Here is a 17213-nt window from a genome sequence, read left to right as displayed (position 1 = left end):
TAATTTTAGCTAACCACCAATGAGCAAAAAATACTGGAAAGGTGTTGAAGAACTTCGCAACGATGCGGAGTTCGTCCGGTTGAAAAACAACGAGTTCTATGAGCAATTGCCTCTTGATAAGGCAATCGACAAGAAAGCTCAGGATGTGAACACCACGCCCCGCCGGGATTTTCTGAAGTTCCTCGGATTTAGTGTCGCTGCCGCATCTCTGGCAGCCTGTGAAGCCCCGGTTCGTAAGACGATTCCTTACCTGATTCGCCCCGAGCAAATTACTCCGGGTATTGCAAACTGGTATGCGTCAACTTATTTTGATGGCTACGACTATTGCAGTGTCATCGTTAAAACTCGTGAAGGCCGTCCAATCAAACTGGAAGGAAATACTCTCAGTTCAGTTACCAAAGGTGGCGTCAACGCGCGTGTACAAGCCGCTATTTTATCTCTTTACGACAGTGCACGTCTGAAAACTCCTACTGTTGGAGGAAATGCTTCTACCTGGCCTGAGGTTGATAAATCTATTCTGGATAAACTGACAGCCATTGCTGCGAAAGGTGGAAAGATCCGTATTCTTTCCTCTACCATCATCAGTCCTTCAACAAAGAAAGTTATCGCTGATTTTACAGCAAAATATCCAACAACTAAACATGTGATGTACGATGCCGTCTCTATGTCGGCAATGCGTCAGGCGAATCAGGAAAGCTTTGGTCTTTCTTTAATCCCTACTTATAATTTTGATAAAGCGAATGTCATCGTTTCATTGGATGCCGATTTCCTTGTCAACTGGAACTCTCCTGTTGAACATGCACGTCAGTATGCGGAAACGCGCAAACTGAATGAGGGAAAGAAAAACATGTCTCGTCATTACCAGTTTGAGACAGCGCTTTCTGTTACCGGAAGTAACGCGGATCAGCGTATTCCGGTGAAACCTTCACAACAAGGTGCTGTTGCCGCCAATTTGTACAATGCTATTGCTGGCGGTACTGGTGCAGCAGCCATCTCAGCTCCCTCAATCGATGCGGAGGTAGGAAAGAAAATTTCTTCAATTGCAAAAGAACTGCTGGCAAACAAAGGGAAGTCCCTTGTTGTATGCGGTGTCAACAATACAGCCATTCAAAATGTTGTGAATGGAATCAATTCCTTGCTGGAAAACTATGGTACGACCATCGACCTGGACAACGCGAATGCGCTTCGTCAGGGTTCAGACGCGGATGTACTGTCATTCCTCGAAGAAGTGAATAAAGGAGAAGTCTCCGCTGTATTTGTTTACAATTCCAACCCGGTGTATACACTTCCGAATGGCGCTGCTTTCGGTGAATCATTGAAAAAAATGGAACTCTCCGTTTCATTCTCTGATCGCCCGGATGAAACATCTTCACTTTGTCAGTTTGTTTGTCCGGACCACCATGCGCTGGAATCCTGGAGCGATGCGGAGCCACGCACCGGAGCATACTCGCTTGGACAGCCAACAATTTCTCCTTTGTTCAGCACACGTCAGGCACAAGAGAGTCTTTTGACATGGGCAGGATCTCCTGCTGTGTTTCATGATTACATGGCGTCCTACTGGACTTCAAATATTTTCTCTAAAGCATCCGGCAACTGGAATAAAGTTCTTCAGGATGGAGTATTCGAACTTCCTGCCGCTGCCGCTAAGAATTATAAAACCGCTGCAAATCTTAATGCTGCCGCTGACGCGATTGGCAAAATGAATGCAAGCGGAATGGAACTCGTTGTATATGAAAAAGTAGGATTAGGAAATGGTCAACAGGCCAACAACCCCTGGTTGCAGGAGTTACCTGATCCGATCAGTAAAGTTACGTGGGACAACTATATCTCAGTATCCCCGAAAGATGCCCGTGAAAAAGGCTGGAAGCAGGGAAATGTAGTAAGTGTGAAAGTGGGCAGTATCACTGTGAAAGCTCCTGTGGTTATTCAGCCCGGACAGGCATTTGGTACAGCTTCACTTGCTATCGGATATGGACGTACTGTTGCCGGTAAGGTTGCCGACAACCGTGGTGTGAATGCTTATCCTTTTACAAATTTCAATGGTGGTAATCTGAATATGTCGGCTTCCGGGCTGGATATTCAAAAAACTGCCGACGAAGATTATATGCTTGCCGCTACACAAACGCATCACACCATGATGGGACGTGCGATTGTGAAAGAAACGACTCTCGGTGAATGGCTGAAAAATCCTGCAGCAGGAAACGATGAGGAAATGCTGACTGTGAAAGTTGGTAAAGGTGAAGAGGTAAAGAAAAAAGCCGGAGACATGAATCTCTGGGCTGATTTTGATTCAGGAAATCACCATTGGGGAATGTCAATCGATTTGAATTCCTGTATTGGTTGCGGTGCCTGTGTCGTTGCCTGTACCGCTGAAAACAACGTTTCTGTTGTTGGTAAAGATGAAGTGAACCGTAGTCGTGAAATGCACTGGATTCGTATCGACCGTTACTACAGCAGTGACGCGGATCCGAAAGAAGGCGAAAGCGGCGACATCAAAAAGATGGAAGACCCAAGCGATATGCCGCGAGTGGTATTCCAGCCTGTGATGTGCCAGCATTGCGCTCACGCTCCTTGTGAAACTGTTTGTCCGGTTATCGCGACAAGTCACAGTACAGAGGGACTCAATCAAATGACATACAACCGTTGCGTCGGAACACGTTATTGCGCGAACAACTGTCCGTACAAAGTGCGTCGATTCAACTGGTTCAGATATTCTGATAATCCTCAGTTTGATTTCCATATGAACGATGATCTCGGGAAAATGGTACTCAATCCGGATGTAGTAGTACGTTCACGCGGAGTCATGGAAAAATGCTCAATGTGCGTACAGCGTTTGCAGGAAGGAAAACTGACTGCAAAGAAAGAGGGCCGCAAACTTGTTGACGGTGAAGTGAAGACAGCCTGCGCGCAGTCTTGTCCTACACACGCCATTACTTTCGGGGATTACAACAATCCGGAAAGTGAACTCAACAAAATGTGGAAACCTGAAGAACGCAGTTATCACCTGTTGGGTGAGCTGAATGTTCAGCCGAATGTATATTACCAGACGAAAGTCCGGAATGTAGAAGAAGGAAAAGAAGCGTAATCAACTGAAAAAAATATTTTCAGAAAACCTGTTTGAACAACATGAGCGGAAATCATGAAGCGGTCGTCCGGAATCCGTTAATTCTCGGGAACAAAACCTACCATCAAATGACGGAGGATATTTGCCGTCCGATTGAAGGGAAGGCAAATAAGTACTGGTGGGTAGCCTTTGTCATCGCCTTCACGACGATGATCTGGGGTATCACCTGTCTTTCGTACACCATCGGTACCGGAATCGGTAGCTGGGGGGCGAATAAAACTGTAGGCTGGGCCTGGGATATCACCAACTTCGTTTGGTGGATCGGTATCGGTCACGCGGGAACGCTGATTTCAGCGATCCTGTTGTTGTTCCGTCAGCGCTGGAGAATGTCCATCAACCGATCCGCGGAAGCGATGACCATTTTCGCCGTTGTCTGCGCGGGATTGTTTCCATTGTTTCACACCGGCCGTCCATGGCTCGACTACTGGATGCTTCCGCTTCCGAACCAATTCGGTTCACTTTGGGTGAATTTTAACTCGCCATTGCTCTGGGACGTATTCGCGATCTCGACATATTTTTCTGTGTCTCTGGTATTCTGGTATCTCGGATTGCTTCCGGATCTCGCTACAGTACGTGATCGTTGTGTTACGCCAACCAAACGTTTCATCTACGGATTGCTTTCTTTTGGATGGAAAGGTACAGCGCGTGACTGGCACCGTTTTGAAGAAGTGTCTCTGGTACTTGCCGGATTGTCTGCGCCACTGGTACTTTCTGTACACACCATCGTATCCTTTGACTTCGCCACGTCCATCGTTCCGGGATGGCACACCACAATCTTCCCTCCTTATTTCGTTGCCGGTGCGATCTTCTCTGGATTCGCGATGGTATTGACACTAATGATCATCGCGCGTAAAGTCCTCGGTCTTGAGCAATACATCACCAACCAACACATCGAGCTGATGAATAAAATCATCATTCTTACCGGTTCTATTGTAGGGGTGGCGTATATCACTGAGTTCTTCATGGCTTGGTATTCCGGCGTACAATATGAATCCTATGCATTCCAGAACCGAGCTTTCGGTCCGTATTGGTGGGCATACTGGAGCATGATGACCTGTAACGTTATCACTCCTCAGCTCTTCTGGTTCAAAAAAATCCGTACCAGTGTGATGGCCACTTTCGTGATTTCCATCTTTGTGAATATCGGAATGTGGTTTGAACGTTTTGTGATCATCGTTACATCCCTGCACAGAGATTACCTTCCTTCCAGTTGGGTGATGTATTCACCGACATATATCGAAGTAGGTATTTTCGTTGGTACAATTGGCTTGTTCTTCACTCTATTCCTCATCTTTTCCCGTGTCTTCCCGGTAATCGCCTTGGCAGAGCTCAAATCGATTCTGAAAAAGACAGGTTCACAGTTTAAAAAGAAAGGAGTTCTTTAAATCATGGCAAAAAGAATCTACGGTATATTCGATGACGAAGAAATCCTGTTGAACGCGATTCCTACGCTGAAACAGCAAGGTGTTGTGTGCAAGGATGTACAGAGTCCGTTTCCGATTCACGGAATTGACGGACTGATTGGTGTTCCTCGTACACGCATTTCTACAACTGCTTTCCTATATGGTATCACCGGTACTTCATTGGCGTTGCTGATGACCTGGTACATGATGATTTATGACTGGCCTATCAATATCGGGGGTAAACCGAATTTCATGTTCTACCTCAATCTTCCGGCCTTCATTCCTGTGACATTTGAAATGACCGTTTTTTGCGCGGCACATGGAATGGCGTTGACATTCTTATTACGCAGTAAAATTCTTCCGGGCGTAACAGCTCCGATTCCACATCCACGTCTGACTGATGATAAATTCGTGTTGCACGTAGATGTGAAGGATGAATCAAAAGTGAATGAAGTGGCAGGATTCCTCAAAGGTTCCGGCGCTTCCGATGTACTGTTAAATTCTATGCAATTTTCGTGAGCAGATCCATGAATAAAATCCTCAAATATATCTTGCCGGTTGCGTTCATCGCGATGGCTTCTTCGTGCAGTAACGAAGATCCGAAAAAGCCGGGGTACGAATACATGCCTGACATGTACCGTTCACCATCTTACGAAACGTATTCCTCGAATCCGAATTTCGCGGATAGCATGACGGCTCGTCAGCCTGTAAATGGCACAATCGCTCGTGGCGATGCTATTTATTCCGACATGGACCGCATGCCATACACGTATCCGAATACTCCTGAAGGATACGAACAGGCTGGCCTGGAATTGAAAAATCCATTGCAAAAGACTGAAGCAAACATGGCTGAAGGTTTGCGTCTCTACCAGAATTATTGCATCATCTGTCATGGTGAAAAAGGATTGGGAGATGGTCCGGTTGTACTGAAGAATGGACCGAAACCACCTGCTTACAATTCTGATCTGCTGAAAAATCTTCCGGAAGGAAAAATGTTTCATACAACCGAATACGGTAAAAACATGATGGGTTCACACGCTTCGCAGCTGACCGCTTCACAGCGTTGGAAAATCATCATGTATGTTCAGACATTGCAAATGCCTGGCGGTACTGCCGCAGCACCAGCAGATTCTGTAAAAAACGCCGCGCCGGCAAAAATGTAATTTATAATTCTACGCTTCAACGTTCGTTACGATGGATAGAAAATACGAGCTTACCAAGAATAACAAACTGATCCCAATCATTATGATCGCCGTCGGAGTGGTGGCGATTGTCATGGGATTCATGACCGACAAAACCCGGACATGGGCAGCTTTGTTGCAGAACAATTTTTATTTTACAGCCATGGCATTGGCCGGAACTTTCTTTGTAGCCTTTCAATATGTGGCACAGGCAGGTTGGGCAGTAGGTATCAAACGTGTACCTGAAGCAATGGGTGGATTTCTGAAATATGGAATGGTCGGAATGATTGTGATTTTCCTCCTCGGACATCATGACCTCTACCACTGGACTCATGCTGAATTGTATGATAAGGCGAGTCCTGAATACGATCACATCCTCGCCGGGAAACAAGGCTTTTTGAATATTCCATTCTTTGTGATCCGACTCGTTGCATACGCCGCTATCTGGATTGGATTTACCATGATGCTTCGTAAACATTCCTTGATGGAAGATCAGGAAGGCGGACTGGATCATTACAAACGTTCCGTCACCTTGTCTGCTGTATTCATCGTATTGTTCGCGGTAACATCTTCAACCTCCGCATGGGATTTTCTGATGTCGATTGACGCGCATTGGTTTTCAACATTGTTTGGCTGGTACACATTTGCTGGATTGTTTGTAAGCGGACTGGCCATGATGGCTATGTTCATCCTTTACCTTCGTGGTCGTGGATACATGAATCACATTACAGAAAACCATTTGCATGACGTTGGTAAATTCATGTTTGCCTTCTCTGTATTCTGGACTTACCTCTGGTTCTCACAATTCATGCTGATCTGGTACGCCAATCTTCCTGAAGAAGTAGTTTACTATCAATTGCGTTGGGAGCAATTCCGCACGCTTTGGGTGGCTAATCTGCTGATTAATTTCTGCGCACCATTCCTGATTCTGATGACTCGCGACGCGAAACGTCAGGCTGCTATCCTTTGGGTAGGTGGATGCATCATCATACTCGGTCACTGGCTGGATGTATTCATGATGGTGACTCCCGGGATCATGGGCAAGGACTGGCACTTGGGATTTGTCGAATTCGGAACAATGATTGGTTATCTTGGTTTGTTTATCTGGAGCACACTTTCAGAATTGTCCAAAGCGACACTGGTACCAAAAAATCACCCGATGTTGCAGGAGAGTCTGCACCATCACATTTAATCAAACAAGGAGTTTAGAAAAGATATTTAAAGGATAATATATTTCCATGATAAAGCTACTGACACTGATCGTAATTGCGCTGGCTGCGGTAACCATCTGGCGGCTCATGCGGGTACTGGAACTGGTGCGCGACCTGCGTGGCGAGGATGAACAAATTACAGACAAAGACAACCGGGTCAATGGCCGTCTGATGTTGTGGTTCCTCGCACTGGGAATGATTGGCATGGTCTGGTTTACCATTGATGCAAAGAAGTATTTGTTGCCGGTGGCCGCTTCTAAGCATGGAGCCCTGACTGACGACTATCTGTACATCAACTTTGCATTGATCATTGTGGTCTTTTTTATCACACAGATTTTGCTGTTCTATTTTGCATGGAAATACCAGCATAAAAAAGGACAAAAAGCATTCTTTTATCCGGTTGATCATAAACTCGAGTTCATCTGGACCATCATTCCTGCGGTAGTACTGATGGGATTGATCGTTTATGGTTTGAAACTCTGGGTGAACATCACAGCTCCGGCTCCGAAAGAAGCCATGGTGATTGAAGTGTATGGTAAACAATTCGACTGGACTGCACGTTATTCCGGTGGAGACAATGTTCTTGGAAAATCAAATTACAAACTGATCACCGACGACAATCAACTGGGTGTTGATTCAACAGATGAAAATGGGAAAGATGACAAGATTGCCCGTGAACTGCATTTGCCTATTGGTTCAAAAGTGATCTTTAAGTTTCATTCACGTGATGTCATTCACAGTGCATATTTCCCGCATCTGAGAGCGCAGATGAACTGTGTTCCGGGTATGACAACAGAATTTTTTGTTGAGCCTACGATTACTACCGACAGTATGCGTCTGATTACCGGCAATCCTAATTTTGATTATGTATTGTTGTGTAATAAAATCTGCGGAGTCGCGCATTACATGATGAAAATGAAAGTCGTTATTGAACCGGCTGATGATTTTAAAAAGTGGTACAAGCAACAACCTTATGTTTTCGTACGACCTGAGCCGGCTCCTGCCGCGGTACCTGCAGCTGCTGTCACCGATACAGTGAAAACAGCTGAAGTTGCTGTTCAAAAGGGAAAAATAGTTGCATCCAAATAAGAATTTTAACCTGGTTGCTGTTGAATTGCTGAAATTTACAGGAGCAGGTAAGTAGAGAAAAAATTAACGTCAATAAACAAGGCTATAATGTCTACCCATTCCCACGATCACGCTGTGGATTCCCATGCGGGGCATGATCATCATGATCACGAACACCACGATTCATTCTGGACGAAGTACGTGTTCAGTAAGGATCACAAAATGATCTCAAAGCAGTTTCTGGTAACTGCCATTGTGATGGCATTGCTTGCGATGATTATGTCGCTCATTTTCCGTCTGCAATTGGGATGGCCGAACCAAAAATTTGCCATCCTTGAAACTGTACTCGGACATTGGGGCAAAGACGGCAAACTGGATCCGAATTTTTATCTCGCCCTGGTAACAATTCACGGAACCATCATGGTGTTCTTTGTACTGACAGGTGGATTGTCGGGTACTTTCAGTAACCTGCTGATTCCTCTCCAGGTTGGAGCGAGGGATATGGCATCGGGATTCCTGAATATGCTTTCCTATTGGTTCTTCTTCGCTTCTTGCGCGATCATGACAGCTTCTTTATTTGTTCAGGCAGGACCTGCATCCGCCGGTTGGACAATCTATCCTCCATTATCCGCATTGCCTCAGGCGATTCCGGGATCGGGTCTTGGTATGACTTTGTGGCTTGTGAGTATGGTGATGTTCATTGCATCAGCGCTTTTGGGTGGTATCAACTATGTGGTTACCATCCTGAATCTGCGTACAAAAGGAATGAGCATGACCCGTCTTCCATTGACGATCTGGGCCTTCCTTATTACTGCCATCCTTGGTATCCTTTCCTTCCCGGTTCTTTTTGCAGCTGCTTTGTTGTTGTTGTTTGACCGCAGTTTTGGAACAAGTTTTTACCTCAGCGATATCTTCATCAACGGCGCTCCGCTGGCACATTCCGGTGGTAGCCCGATTCTCTTCCAGCACTTGTTCTGGTTCCTTGGTCACCCGGAAGTATACATCGTACTTCTTCCTGCACTTGGATTGGCATCGGAAGTAATCTCTACGCAAAGCCGTAAACCTATCTTCGGTTACAAAGCCATGATCGGTTCTATGCTTGTGATTGCGTTCCTTTCCTTTATCGTTTGGGGTCACCACATGTTTGTAACAGGTATGAATCCATTCCTTGGTTCAGTATTCGTGTTTACAACCTTGCTGGTCGCGATTCCTTCCGCGGTGAAAGTGTTTAATTACCTGGCTACACTCTGGCGCGCGAACATCGTGCTTTCGCCAGCGATGTTGTTTGCCATTGGACTGGTTTCGTTCTTTATCTCCGGCGGATTGACAGGGATCATCCTCGGTGATTCCGCTTTGGATATTAATATACACGATACCTATTTCGTTGTAGCTCACTTCCACATTGTAATGGGAAGTTCAGCGATCTTTGGAATGTTTGCCGGTGTCTATCACTGGTTCCCGAGAATGTTTGGTCGGATGATGAACAAGAGAGCAGGTTACATTCACTTCTGGCTCACCATTGTGAGTGTGTATGGAACCTTCTTCCCAATGCACTTTATTGGTTTGTCAGGCGCTCCACGTCGTTATTATGCTTACACAGCTTATGAAGGATTTAATGCAGCTCTCGATATCAATGCGCTGGTAAGTGTATTTGCAATCCTTGGCGGATTGGCTCAATTGATTTTTGTAGTGAATTTCTTCTACAGCATGAGCAGAGGTAAGAAAGCTGTTCAGAATCCATGGGGTTCAAACACTCTTGAATGGACCGCTCCTGTAGAACACCTCCATGGCAACTGGCCCGGTGAAATTCCTACAGTTTACCGCTGGCCATATGATTACGGCAAGCCGGGAGCTGATGATGATTTCATTCCTCAGACTGTTCCGTATTCAGCGACTCCAAAATCAAATTTACCAGGGGAAGCATAAACAAAAGATTTATCTAAAAAAGAAATGGGGCTCGTTTTACGGGCCCCATTTCTTTTTTATGGGAGAATATTCAGAACTCCGGCTGAACGGGTTTATTGCTCAGTATATCATCTATCGACAGCATCACAGCAGCATCCAATTGAGGGAGTAAATCAATTGCTCCAAGGTTCTCCTGCAGTTGATACACTTTTGATGCCCCAAGAATCACGGTGCTTACATTCGGGTTTTTCAGACACCAGGCGAGTGACAATTTCGGGAGGGTTGTTTTCAGGTTATCTGCAATTGTTTTTAGTTTTTTTGTTTTGGATAACAGATCTTCTCGCACCCAACGGTCTTTCAGCCATTCTAGTCCTTCAGCGCCCAATCGTGTTCCTTCCGGAAATCCATCAAGATATTTTCCTGACAGTACTCCGGAAGCCAGGGGAGACCAGATGGTGGTTCCAAGGCCATGATGTTTGAATAAATGGAGATATTCTTTTTCCATTTTTTCACGGGTAAACATGTTGTATTGTGGTTGTTCCATGAGAGGAGCAATCAGGTGATTTTGTCTGGCAACAAGATGAGCTTCCATGATTTCAGAAGCATTCCATTCAGATGTCCCCCAGTAAAGAATTTTTCCCTGTAAAATTAAATTGTGCATAGCCCAGACCGTTTCTTCGATCGGAGTGTTTTTATCCGGGCGATGACAAAAGAACAAGTCGAGGTAATCCACTTGAAGCCGTTTTAAAGCGCCATGACAACCTTCTACGATGTGTTTCCTGGACAATCCGCGCTGGTTTGGTTTCGCTTCACCCAGACCGAAAAAAACCTTACTTGAGACAAGGTAGGAACTGCGATCCCAGTTTTGTTTTTTGAGAATTTTCCCCATGACAATTTCCGATTTGCCACGGGCGTAGATTTCTGCATTGTCAAAGAAGTTGATCCCTGCATCGTAAGCTGTAATCATGAGTTCTTCCGCGATTTCGTCGGAAATCAATTTTCCAAATGTCAGCCAGCTCCCAAGTGATAATGCGCTCACCTGTAATCCTGAATTTCCAAGTTTTCTGTATTCCATTTTATGTAATAAAAATAAGGTTGATTGCCGGGTTCATTCTTGTTCTGGTTGTCTTATAAAAAGGATGTGAACTCAGGCATGAGGGAATAAAGGTATTGAGGAAACAGCTTGGATTTTCAAAAAAGAAAGAAAGATGGTGAACCAAATGGAGTTTAAGCTCTGCCAAGCTGCGTAATCTGAATCTGAGTTTGGAATTCACATGAGCGTGAAGGATTTTCCATAACCAATTTGCTTACCTTTATATTTCAATGTTTTAATAAATTCAAATTTCACCCAAAAGCTGAAACAATGATACCAGGTATTATTATTTACATCACTGTGATTCTTATTGTGAGTTATTTTAAATCCAGAGCCCGAAGCAAAAAGGAAAAGGAATTGACGGAGGAGGCTGTTTTGAAAGCCACAGAAAAGTTGTCGCAAAATAATTGGGTGGCAGAGTGGCTGACTGAGCGTGGGTGTTCTTTTTTCTTTCGGGATTCCGAAGACCGTAAAATCTATTTCGCGGATATTGATTTGCAGAAATGCAGAGCGGAAGGTCATTTTTCACTTCATCATCCCTATGGCAACTTTATCGCAAGTGTTCAGCTTCCGATAATTGTTCCGAAACAAAAGTTCAGACTCATTCGTGAATTTACCGATCAGCATGCAATGTACCAGAGTGAATTCAGGTTATTGCTCCTTGAGCAAACAGGAAAACTGATTATTTCTTTTGGAGTCGACGGAAGTTATGTCATGAACCTTAGCAAAAGTGAGCGAAATGAAGAGCTGGAGAAACTTTTTTCTTTTACAGATGATTGTTTTGAAGAAGTGGGAAAGATTCTTTTTGCACAACGATCCCCTGAGTTGGCTTGTTTGAAGGTGATGGGGTTTTCGAAAAGCGCGTTGAATTAGTTGTTAGTTGTTAGTTGTTAGTGGTTAGTGCTTGGTGGTTAGTGCTTAGTTGTTAGTGGTGTTTGAAAAATAATTTATATGGCAAAAAATAAAAATTGGCATCAGGAACATGTGGAAGCTTTGGGGTTTGGACAAAGGCTGGCGGATAAGGTTGCGAATGGAATGGGGTCATGGAAGTTTATTATTATTCAAACCATCCTGGTCATTCTCTGGATGACCCTAAACATGATCGGTTTTGTGTATCACTGGGATGTGTATCCTTTCATTCTCCTGAATTTGCTTTTCTCCACACAGGCAGCGTATGCAGCGCCTATCATCATGATGTCCCAGAACCGGCAGAATGAAAGAGATCGTGTACAGGCTCAGGCGGATTACCAGACAAATCTGGATGCAAAACTGGAAATAGAAGCTTTGCAAAAGCAATTAAATACAATAGAACTTGAAAAGCTTGACAAAATTATTGTTATGCTTCAGGAGTTAAGGAAAAATCAGGGTAATTAAGGATCTTGTATTTCCTTTTATTTTAGCCTTTTCAAATTTAATTCTTTACGAAGCGCGCAGTTTTCATATTTTTTCCGGAGGTTATCCTGGCAATATAGGTGCCGGGTTTCAGGTCTTCAAGATTGAGTGTGTTGTTATCGCTGAATTCTACAATACTTAAAATTAATTTACCGGATGTGTCAAATATTTCAAGTGAATATTTCAAGACATTCGAACGGAGATAAACGTTGCTGACGGCAGGGTTTGGGTACACTGTCAAATTCTCATTCTCCGGTTCAATCTGTTTCTTAATTATAGAGTCAACCTTAGCGCTATCCCCGCGGGTAGCCACCGGGTGAAGAGTACAGTTAGTATAACCACATCGGATTGCATATGCATGCATTGTTGTTTCGAAACAACGGATCGATATTTCGTGCAGGAGAATTCCGATATTAAGATGAATATCAAGCTGACCTTTGTTTTTATTGACTTTAACTTCAGTGGAAGTATAGCCTACACATGAAATTTTCAGTTTCGAATTTTTAACTAACCCTTCAAGATAACATTCTCCATTTATATCTGTAACTGAAATCGGAGTTATTTTATTTCCTTCAATTCGACTGATTGAAGCAAATGGGACGGGCTCGTTGGTGCCCTCTTCGAGAACAGTGATTTTTATTTTTCCTTCTGCAGAATAACATGGCGATGCAACGAAAATTTGCGTGCAAAGCAAAACAAACACTACGAAAATACTCCGATTAGTATTCATTGGATAAAATTTATAATCATAAACTAAAATTATCCTAATGAAACGTTCGCAGTGTCAATTCAATGTCATAAGAATAGGTTCAGGAAAAATGGATTTTATAATGCTCATGATATTTATTGAAAATTGCTCAGCGATATTCATTTCCAAAGTCATTTACCTTAACAAACGGACAAAAAAAACCTCCCGGTTTTTTATGCCGGGAGGACCTCGAATCAATCAACAATAAACTATCTCGTGATATTCAAAAGTTTTTGATGAAGCCCTGAGTTGTTTTCTGTACGGAGAATGTAGCAACCCTGCGGTAAAGAACTTACATCAATAGAAGTACCGGAAGTGTAATTTCTGATCTTCATCATTTGTTTGCCTGTGAGATCAAGAATTGAAACAGCATTTATTTCAGCTTTCGAATAAAGAGTAACAATGTCACGCGCCGGATTTGGGAAAGCAAAGAAGTTGGAAGCTGCGTCCACTCCTGCGATTCCGGTAGTGCTGCTCGCGATATTTACGGAGTCGTCAATTGGTACAAAATTCTGGATGGTACCGTCATTCATGATACCACGAACTTTGCTAAGTCGGAAATTGCAGGTCATTCGCGCGGAAACGTTGTCGATGATCACTACATCAAAAAGGGAGATCGTGGAATCTGATGAGACATTGGAGTGGTCGGTACGAACCGCTACCGCGTCGATGAACCCTGCCGCCCAGTTTGGTCTTACAAATGTGAGCAGGTCAGTTCCGGGCGTGCCAAGAGAAGAGTTGATGAACTGTAATGAAGATGCGGTAGAGTCAACAACTGTCGGACTGAATTCCACACGGAATGCGATTCCATAGATTGCGCTTACCGGATTCATGCTGCTTCCGAGAACAGTCTGCACCGCGAAGGTGTCACTTGGTCCTGCAGAATCTCTGCTGGCGATGAGATAAATGTTGTTGACTGCATCGATAGACGGCATCGGTGCCAGACGCAGGGGGTGCGTCTGGCCGTAATTTAAACCGATTGCCGTTGTGTCATTAGCGTCAATTATTCCATCACCATTGCAATCCACGTGTTTGTAGTCCACGCTGCTTGCTAAAGTTTGTCCCCAGTCTGTGGATGGCTGAGCCACCCATGTAGTGGATGCGCCTGAACGAACAGGGCCGCTTGCGCCGTAGGCTACGCCTATTGGAAGAAGGTCGTACAGGTCGCATGTGAGATCTGAGTTTGCATCGCCCGGCCAAACATCCTGACTGCAGGCATTGATGTAAACTTCGATGGCGTATTGTTGTTGTCCTTTATATGGACAGGCATTGTCAATTACAGTAATATAAAAGATATACGGTTGAGCACTGATCATGCTCGTGTCAGTAGGAAGGGTGATACTAACAGAGTCTTGTTGCCCGCCGAAAGACAAGATAGTTGGGTTTAAATTTCCAGGTGACTGAACATTGATAAATGTGCTGTCGCCTGCATCCGCGTCATTGCTTTGGACGGTGAACTGAAGAGTATTTCCGGCACAAACACTGGTGACGAATGATCCGCTGCCATTGATTCCGCTAATTGAAGGAAGCTGATTTGTTGAGTTATTAATAATAACCTGAATATCTCTGGATACCGAACTGATCAATTGTCCGTTTCTGTATTCGTCCACTTTGTAAACCACAACATCCACTCCCATTTGTGTTGGTGTTACGGTAATATCCCCATTAAATGGGTTCGTCACCATTGCGGGAGAAGACATGATAGGATTGGTTGGACTAAAACCGGATGCATAGTTTACAGAGTAGCCGGTCATATCCAATGCAGAAGTAAGAGAGATAGCCAGGGAATCTCCATCCAGATCAAAAGCACCATTGTTGATAGTATGAGTGCTTCCGGTTGTCAGGAAGACGATCGGATCATTTCCAAAAGAAGGAGAGTTGTTAAAAGGGAAATTCAAATTGTCGAGTGTCGCGGAAATATAGATTCCGTAAGATCCCGGAGTCAGGATATTTGTAATGGAAGCATTCCGGCAGCAATCTGTACTATAGAATACCCAGTCGCTGCAATTCCCTGCCAGGGTTGTTGTTGCCTGATATACATATTTCTGAACTCCCATTGCAGTACCCCCATTGCAGGTACTTTGAACTCCCGGGCAAATAGGAGTGATTTCCTGACCAGTTCCATTTACTTGTGTCAAGGTAAGGGTATCACTTAAGCCGCAGGATTGGGAAGACATATACAGGAAAAAGTTTGCCGGGGCGGGAATGCCTGAGCAATCTCTGTATAGAGTAAGTTCAAATTGATAGTCATTTCCTCCGAGCCAGCTATAACTGACATCTCCTCCCATGATGTGGGAAGCATTTGCCTGGAATGACATCAGGAGTGTGGTCATTACTCCTATGAAGAAATTGAGAGTCCTTTTCATGGTAGAAGGATTATGTGTTTTTTCCTGTTGAGAATTTTTGTAGAGGTTGGAATTCCACAATACAAACATACCATTCAGAATGCTTCAAAAACAATTACAAAAAAGTAAGTTAGCCGGACAATGTATTTATATAAAATATGTAAAAAAGCTTAAAAAAGTGAAATAAAAGAACAAAAAGTAAATAAAAAACTCACTATATTTACAAATTGCCAAGCAAAAAATTTTGACTAAAAGTAAGTTATACGAACTTCTGGGTACATTTGACGGGCATGATTACAATCGTGCCCGGAAATATCTGTCATCACCATTTTTCAATGAGGATCAGGAACTTCTCCTTTTTTACGATGTGATTCACAATTTTTGGATTGAAAAGAAGCCATTCCCTGAGGATAAAAAGATGTTGTATGCAGTAGTATTTGGAAGCGGAAAATTTGATGACAAACATTTCAGATACCTTTCTTCTTCACTGACAAAGCACCTTGAAAATTTTATCACGCAGAAATGGATGCAGGAGTTTCCACGAAGTTTCGTATTGGCAAAACAAAAGGCATTGATGGACAGGAACTGTTTGAAAGCTTTTCAATATGTGACTGCTGAAGTCAGACAGTTACTTGATGAAGGGAATCAGGATTCTGGAGTGCTGCTTGCCATGCATGATTCCGCATTAAATGAAATGGAATTTCAGGCAGTGCAAAAAAGCCGGAAATCAAGCTTTGATTTTGAAGCAATCAGTTCTTATCTCGACAGATTTTATGTTGCACGTAAATTACAAATCGCTTCCGGGCAAATCAATGCTCAGAACGTGATTGCCGGGCAATTGCGTTCAAGACTTCTGGATCAGGTGAATGCATTAGCCTCGGATGTTGAATTCGCATCTGTACCATCCATTGAGCTGTATCAGACTATTTATTTATCCCTTACAGAACCTGAAAAATATATTCATTTTGAAAAATTGAAAAAGTTCATTGTGGAAAAAGGAGATTTGTTTTCATTGAAAGAACAAAAGGAAATTGTTCAGTATCTGAAGAATTTTTGCATCAAACAAATCAACCTGGGGAAATCGGAATTTGTACAGCAGTTGTTCGAAATCTATAAACTCAGTTTGCAGAATAAAAAAGCTTTGAGGAGTGAGAAAATGTCGCCATGGGAATACAAAAACATTGTGACCATCGGTTTAAGGATGAAAGAATTTGAGTGGGTCCGAAAATTCATTGATGATTATAATAAGTACATCGAAGCAGGCCAGCAGTATAACGCCATGGTTTACAATCTGGCCAACTGGCATTTTTTCAGGAAGGAATATAAGGAAACCTTAAAACTTTTTCAGGAAGTGGAATTCACGGATTTGTATTACCAGCTGGATGTGAGAGCAATCTTATTGAAGACATATTTTGAATTAGACGATGATGAGCCTTTCTATTACCAGGCTTCCGCTTTCCGTTCGTTTCTTAGCCGGAACAGATTGATGTCGGACTATCAGCGAAAGATTTACCGAAATTTTGTTCGCTATATAGTAAGACTGTTGCGGGATTCCGGGAATAAGAAAAAGTTGCAAGTCCTTCTGGAGGATATCCGGCAAGTACGGCAGATTGCTGATTTCCGATGGCTCGAGGAAAAAGTTTTAGAAGATCTTGCAGAGGATTAATGCCTGTCCGTATGTTTTGTCCGGATGGTTTCTTTTTTTTTTCTTAAACATTGTTATTTTAAAAAAGAAATTTCCAA

General features: G+C 43.5%; 13 protein-coding genes. 10 read left to right on the top strand and 3 right to left on the bottom strand.

Annotation, left to right across the window (positions count from 1 at the left end):
• The first annotated feature begins 19 nt into the window (after nt 1-19).
• From IPP86_05625 to IPP86_05595, 7 genes are all read left to right on the top strand, one after another.
• Nucleotides 20-3085 carry a TAT-variant-translocated molybdopterin oxidoreductase gene (locus tag IPP86_05625; protein MBL0137994.1) on the top strand — a complete coding sequence of 1022 codons (3066 nt, stop codon included), beginning with the start codon at nt 20-22 and terminating at the stop codon, nt 3083-3085.
• 41 nt (nt 3086-3126) lie between these two features.
• Nucleotides 3127-4509: a polysulfide reductase NrfD gene (nrfD, locus tag IPP86_05620; GenBank protein MBL0137993.1), complete on the top strand. Its 1383-nt coding sequence runs from the start codon at nt 3127-3129 to the stop codon at nt 4507-4509.
• A 3-nt stretch (nt 4510-4512) separates the two neighbouring features.
• Nucleotides 4513-5046 carry a DUF3341 domain-containing protein gene (locus IPP86_05615; protein ID MBL0137992.1) on the top strand — a complete coding sequence of 178 codons (534 nt, stop codon included), beginning with the start codon at nt 4513-4515 and terminating at the stop codon, nt 5044-5046.
• Nucleotides 5047-5054: 8 nt separating this feature from the next.
• Nucleotides 5055-5690: a cytochrome c gene (locus IPP86_05610; protein ID MBL0137991.1), complete on the top strand. Its 636-nt coding sequence runs from the start codon at nt 5055-5057 to the stop codon at nt 5688-5690.
• A 31-nt stretch (nt 5691-5721) separates the two neighbouring features.
• Nucleotides 5722-6900, top strand: a complete 1179-nt coding sequence (locus IPP86_05605; GenBank protein MBL0137990.1) for a quinol:cytochrome C oxidoreductase — start codon at nt 5722-5724, stop codon at nt 6898-6900.
• A gap of 46 nt (nt 6901-6946) precedes the next feature.
• The gene (locus IPP86_05600) at nt 6947-8008 is read left to right on the top strand and encodes a cytochrome c oxidase subunit II (GenBank protein MBL0137989.1); all 1062 of its coding nucleotides are present in this window, start codon (nt 6947-6949) and stop codon (nt 8006-8008) included.
• An 87-nt stretch (nt 8009-8095) separates the two neighbouring features.
• Nucleotides 8096-9913: a cbb3-type cytochrome c oxidase subunit I gene (locus IPP86_05595; protein ID MBL0137988.1), complete on the top strand. Its 1818-nt coding sequence runs from the start codon at nt 8096-8098 to the stop codon at nt 9911-9913.
• 70 nt (nt 9914-9983) lie between these two features.
• Here IPP86_05595 and IPP86_05590 read toward each other — a convergent pair whose 3' ends face one another.
• Nucleotides 9984-10967: an aldo/keto reductase gene (locus tag IPP86_05590; protein ID MBL0137987.1), complete on the bottom strand. Its 984-nt coding sequence runs from the start codon at nt 10965-10967 to the stop codon at nt 9984-9986.
• 288 nt (nt 10968-11255) lie between these two features.
• Between IPP86_05590 and IPP86_05585 the strand changes: the two genes are divergently transcribed.
• Together IPP86_05585 and IPP86_05580 are read left to right on the top strand one after the other, a co-directional pair.
• Nucleotides 11256-11858 (top strand): hypothetical protein, encoded by a 603-nt coding sequence (locus IPP86_05585; GenBank protein ID MBL0137986.1) that lies wholly within the window; start codon nt 11256-11258, stop codon nt 11856-11858.
• Nucleotides 11859-11936: 78 nt separating this feature from the next.
• Nucleotides 11937-12359, top strand: coding sequence for a DUF1003 domain-containing protein (locus IPP86_05580; GenBank protein ID MBL0137985.1), 423 nt, complete (start codon nt 11937-11939; stop codon nt 12357-12359).
• 37 nt (nt 12360-12396) lie between these two features.
• Here the strand turns inward: IPP86_05580 and IPP86_05575 are convergent, their stop codons facing one another.
• Nucleotides 12397-13107, bottom strand: coding sequence for a T9SS type A sorting domain-containing protein (locus tag IPP86_05575; GenBank protein MBL0137984.1), 711 nt, complete (start codon nt 13105-13107; stop codon nt 12397-12399).
• A 227-nt stretch (nt 13108-13334) separates the two neighbouring features.
• Nucleotides 13335-15491, bottom strand: coding sequence for a T9SS type A sorting domain-containing protein (locus IPP86_05570; GenBank protein ID MBL0137983.1), 2157 nt, complete (start codon nt 15489-15491; stop codon nt 13335-13337).
• Between the two features lie 223 nt (nt 15492-15714).
• Between IPP86_05570 and IPP86_05565 the strand changes: the two genes are divergently transcribed.
• Complete coding sequence (locus IPP86_05565; GenBank protein MBL0137982.1) at nt 15715-17136, top strand: hypothetical protein; 1422 nt, start codon at nt 15715-15717, stop codon at nt 17134-17136.
• Nucleotides 17137-17213: the final 77 nt, after the last annotated feature.

Source organism: Bacteroidota bacterium (genome assembly GCA_016720935.1).
Lineage (GTDB): Bacteria > Bacteroidota > Bacteroidia > AKYH767-A > 2013-40CM-41-45 > JADKJP01.
This window is presented reverse-complemented; position numbering and strand designations above follow the sequence as displayed.

What these genes read in the sequence shown, in the direction of transcription:
- IPP86_05625 (MBL0137994.1), top strand. Translation starts at nt 20, where the DNA reads ATGAGCAAAAAATACTGGAAAGGTGTTGAAGAACTTCGCAACGATGCG.
- nrfD (MBL0137993.1), top strand. Translation starts at nt 3,127, where the DNA reads ATGAGCGGAAATCATGAAGCGGTCGTCCGGAATCCGTTAATTCTCGGG.
- IPP86_05615 (MBL0137992.1), top strand. Translation starts at nt 4,513, where the DNA reads ATGGCAAAAAGAATCTACGGTATATTCGATGACGAAGAAATCCTGTTG.
- IPP86_05610 (MBL0137991.1), top strand. Translation starts at nt 5,055, where the DNA reads ATGAATAAAATCCTCAAATATATCTTGCCGGTTGCGTTCATCGCGATG.
- IPP86_05605 (MBL0137990.1), top strand. Translation starts at nt 5,722, where the DNA reads ATGGATAGAAAATACGAGCTTACCAAGAATAACAAACTGATCCCAATC.
- IPP86_05600 (MBL0137989.1), top strand. Translation starts at nt 6,947, where the DNA reads ATGATAAAGCTACTGACACTGATCGTAATTGCGCTGGCTGCGGTAACC.
- IPP86_05595 (MBL0137988.1), top strand. Translation starts at nt 8,096, where the DNA reads ATGTCTACCCATTCCCACGATCACGCTGTGGATTCCCATGCGGGGCAT.
- IPP86_05590 (MBL0137987.1), bottom strand. Translation starts at nt 10,967, where the DNA reads ATGGAATACAGAAAACTTGGAAATTCAGGATTACAGGTGAGCGCATTA.
- IPP86_05585 (MBL0137986.1), top strand. Translation starts at nt 11,256, where the DNA reads ATGATACCAGGTATTATTATTTACATCACTGTGATTCTTATTGTGAGT.
- IPP86_05580 (MBL0137985.1), top strand. Translation starts at nt 11,937, where the DNA reads ATGGCAAAAAATAAAAATTGGCATCAGGAACATGTGGAAGCTTTGGGG.
- IPP86_05575 (MBL0137984.1), bottom strand. Translation starts at nt 13,107, where the DNA reads ATGAATACTAATCGGAGTATTTTCGTAGTGTTTGTTTTGCTTTGCACG.
- IPP86_05570 (MBL0137983.1), bottom strand. Translation starts at nt 15,491, where the DNA reads ATGAAAAGGACTCTCAATTTCTTCATAGGAGTAATGACCACACTCCTG.